Genomic DNA, 3651 nt, shown 5'->3' with positions numbered 1-3651 from the left:
CCTGCAAACTACACTTTTTTGCTTATACTTCGTCCCGAAAATCCTCATTTAGCTAAGGCTAAACTCCGGTTTTCGTGCCTCGTCTAACCAAAAAATTGTTAGTTTTCGACTAGAAGACAAAAGTCCCAACACGCTCTAAATACGCCCAACTATACTCCGACTAGGTTTGGAGCTTACTTCTACTGCAAATCAAGGAATCATGAACCCCGCAGAATTGCAGGGTCAAATGCGTCAAAAAAGGTTTAGCTAGAACCATAACTCCTTGATTTTCGAGACGAATCCGCTCCAAACTTGACAGAGCACTGGCACCTTTTCAAAATCAACAAGCCGGTGCGTTCACTCCTGAACGCACCGGCTTGTATAACAGCAAAATCCCAACGGGCTCTAATCGAAAAAGCTGTCGTACCCCTCTTTACGACTACCGCCACTCTTGCGCTTTTCCGGCTCCGCTATCGGGGAGTCCAGGTTCAGCGTATCCGAGCTTGAGGTATTGCCATCCATCAACATGAGGGTGCTCTCCTTTTCCCATTGCTCCAGCATTTTCAGCCCTTCATCCTCGAAGATGCCCTGCTGCAGGTCGATGGAGTTCATCACATTGGAAGACATTTCCATGAAGCGTTCCATTTCCCCTACTTTGTTAGCCACATCGTCGGTGATGGCTTCCATGGCAGCATCAAACATGGCCCGCTTGTCAGGGTCACCAGACATGACGCTCATGGCCGACTTCATAGCGGAGTGGGAAGTCCGGATGGCTTTGCGTTCCTGCTCTTTGAGCTGCACCTGATCTTTGGTATCCTCCAGAAGGATTTCCGAGTTTTGGTGCATTTTTTTCAGGATGCGGTACATCACGTCCATGCGGTTGAGCAGGGATGTATATTTTTCGTTGCTGTCTCTGAGGCGGGCGGCCTTTCGGGTTGCCAGGACGACCTGACTGTCCATGCCTTTCTCTTTGGCGGCGCTGGCCATTTTCATCTGCTCTCCAATGGTGCGGGTGTTCTCCTCTACCAAGGTTTGCAGCTTGCGCATCTGGCCCCGCAGGATACCAATTTGCTTACGCATTTTGACGAGGTTACCGGAGAGGTCCTCCACGTAGCTCTTCAGGATACCGATAGGGTCTACCTGTACAAATACACCGGTAACGGAGCGCATGACGCTTTTGTACATATACCAGACCAGGTTGCGCATGCGCGGATCGAGGATCATATAGACGACTGCGGCCAGCACAGCCAGCAAAATAGCGAGGTATAGGGTATTCTGCACCAGGGCAAGAATAGCAGCCATATTGACCGCCAGCAAATAGCCGCCGCCCAGAATCAGTGCGCCCAGGAAAATGGCGCCCGTAATACCTTCGGGCCGCTTCCAGAACGACTTCTGTTTGAATTCAGATGGATCAAAGTTTGGCGATGATGTTGCCATAGATATTTAGATATGGTTGTTTCAAGATTAAAGGTAAGACTCCATGCTTTCGATGTCCTTTTGTATCTCATTGGAGATACTCTTCAGGGCATACTGGAAAGCATCCTTCGTAGACAGCAGTTTATCTTTAGCTGCCTGAATATCCTCATCGGCAGAGGCGATGGTTTTTTCTCCTTTTTCGATGTTCGCGCCCAGGTCTCTGATTTTAGCTTCCAGCTCTTCAATTTTGGCCTGAAAAGCAGCCACCTGCTTCTTCATCTTCTCCACCTCCTGCATTTTGGCTTTGACGCGCTGCTCCATTTGCTTGTTTAGAGACTCCTCAAAGTGCTCGTTCTCATTATCCAGCACTTTCTTGTAATGATGGGCTGTTTTCAGGAGTTTGTCCTTAGTCAGCCCCATCGTAGAAGCCGTAGCGTAGGCAGAACGGAAAGCCGTGGGCTCATCCATACCCATTTCACGCAAACGGGCGAGGGCTTGTTTGAATTCAATATAATCGAAACCCGGCAGGTTTTCGTTAGCTAAGGCGCGGGTCAGCGCACTGACACTTCGTTCATCAAGCCCATGGTGATCACCGAAGAGCGACTTCAGGTCTTTTTGCATTTAGTCGAATGTTTTTAACTGTTGCTACAAATTAAAAGAATTTGCCGGAAAACCACAGGATATTTTCGATGATCCCGGATGGAAGTTCGATATAAACAGGTTACCGGGAATTCCGTCAATAGGTCACAGACATCTAATTTTAGGTGCCAATTTGTTTATTTTTGGGCAGTATGCCTGCCTGATGGCCCCAAAGCTGGTTTTAGAGCGTGTACGCTTTCGCTCAACCTGAAAGCCATGGCAAGCTACAATTTTTTGCACCATTTTTTGAACGCCCCTGAATAAGGCGTGTATTCCAACATAAATTAAGGTAAAGCATGCCCGATCCTAAGCCATCCAAGGCCGTACCGACTGACGAAGTGCTGATGCAACGCATACAGCAGGGGCAGGAGTCGGCTTTCAACGCACTGTACGAGCGGTATGGCCATCGGATGTACCGGTATTTTTACCGCATGCTGGGCCAATCCGAAGCCCTGGCCCACGATTTCACACAGGAGCTCTTCCTGAAAATCATTGAACAGCCAGGAGCCTTCGACACCAAGCGCCGCTTTTCCACCTGGTTTTATACGGTAGCTGGGAATTTGGTCAAAAATGAATACCGCAGGAAGTCCAAACAGCCCCAGCAGACTACCTTAACAGAAGGCACGGAAGCCACGGCTACCGGCAGCGCTATGCCCGACCTCGATGCGGAAGTCCGCAAAGCCTATATTGAGAAAGCCGTACAAACCCTGCGCCCCCATCACCGGGAGTGCTTTCTGCTCCGCTACCAGGAAGGGCTGGCGGTACAGGAAATCAGCGAGGTCCTCGGTTGCCCACCCGGCACCGTAAAGTCCCGCTTGCACTACAGTCTCAAAAAATTGAACGAACTGCTCAGCTGCGTGCTGGGCCCAAACGCATAATCATGGAGCAACTAAGCACCACCATCGAACAACTGCTGGCAACCAAGAACTACGGGGAACTCACCCCTGCCGAACAAGATCAGGTAGCCGCATCCTGTGGCCGCAGCCGTTACGAACAACTCCGGCAGTCTGTCCAGGCTGGCCAATCCCTATCTGATGCCCCCGCTCCGCCACCGGCCCTCAAAGCGGACCTGATGAAGGCTTTCCGCCAAAAACACCAACGCCGGAATATCCCCCTGCACAGCATCACCCTTCCTTTTTGGCAGGCGGCAGCGATCGCAGCCTGCATGGTCCTGCTCGGGCAGGTTGTCCGCTTTGCCCCTGTTTATGCCCAAACGCCAGCCATCGCCTGGGAAGGGCAAGACTCCCTGTGGTTTAAGAAGGTAACCCAGATCGTAGCCGATACTGCCAGGGCTGTTTTCTCTGCCGATGAAAAAATAGCCCCCCCATCAGCTGCCTCCCCGGCGCTGCTCGCAGCAGATGCCGATTCTCTGCCCAGCCCTGCGCTCCTGCCCCAGCCCGTTTCGGATACGCCCGGATGGGCCAAACGGTCCGCTCTGGGCACTGTCGAGCATCCCCCCATCCTATTGATGGTTTATTAAGAGCGTGTTGGGACTTTAGTAATCGGTCTGCAAACTACACTTTTTTGCTTATACTTCGTCCCGAAAATCCTCATTTAGCTAAGGCTAAACTCCGGTTTTCGTGCCTCGTCTAACCAAAAAATTGTTAGTTTTCGACT

The 3651-nt window shown here is 51.1% G+C and carries 4 protein-coding genes; 2 read left to right on the top strand and 2 right to left on the bottom strand.

Going from position 1 to position 3651, the window contains the following annotated elements; translation table 11 throughout:
- Nucleotides 1-384 precede the first annotated feature (384 nt).
- Together RIC19_RS24090 and RIC19_RS24085 are read right to left on the bottom strand one after the other, a co-directional pair.
- Nucleotides 385-1416 (bottom strand): PspA/IM30 family protein, encoded by a 1032-nt coding sequence (locus RIC19_RS24090; protein ID WP_350180947.1) that lies wholly within the window; start codon nucleotides 1414-1416, stop codon nucleotides 385-387.
- 27 nt (nucleotides 1417-1443) lie between these two features.
- Nucleotides 1444-2016, bottom strand: a complete 573-nt coding sequence (locus RIC19_RS24085; RefSeq protein ID WP_350180946.1) for a hypothetical protein — start codon at nucleotides 2014-2016, stop codon at nucleotides 1444-1446.
- A 314-nt stretch (nucleotides 2017-2330) separates the two neighbouring features.
- Between RIC19_RS24085 and RIC19_RS24080 the strand changes: the two genes are divergently transcribed.
- Both RIC19_RS24080 and RIC19_RS24075 read left to right on the top strand, forming a co-directional pair.
- Nucleotides 2331-2912: an RNA polymerase sigma factor gene (locus RIC19_RS24080; RefSeq protein WP_350180945.1), complete on the top strand. Its 582-nt coding sequence runs from the start codon at nucleotides 2331-2333 to the stop codon at nucleotides 2910-2912.
- A 2-nt stretch (nucleotides 2913-2914) separates the two neighbouring features.
- The gene (locus tag RIC19_RS24075) at nucleotides 2915-3514 is read left to right on the top strand and encodes a hypothetical protein (protein WP_350180944.1); all 600 of its coding nucleotides are present in this window, start codon (nucleotides 2915-2917) and stop codon (nucleotides 3512-3514) included.
- Nucleotides 3515-3651: the final 137 nt, after the last annotated feature.

Source organism: Phaeodactylibacter sp. (assembly GCF_040219495.1).
Lineage (GTDB): Bacteria > Bacteroidota > Bacteroidia > Chitinophagales > Saprospiraceae > Phaeodactylibacter.
This window is presented reverse-complemented; position numbering and strand designations above follow the sequence as displayed.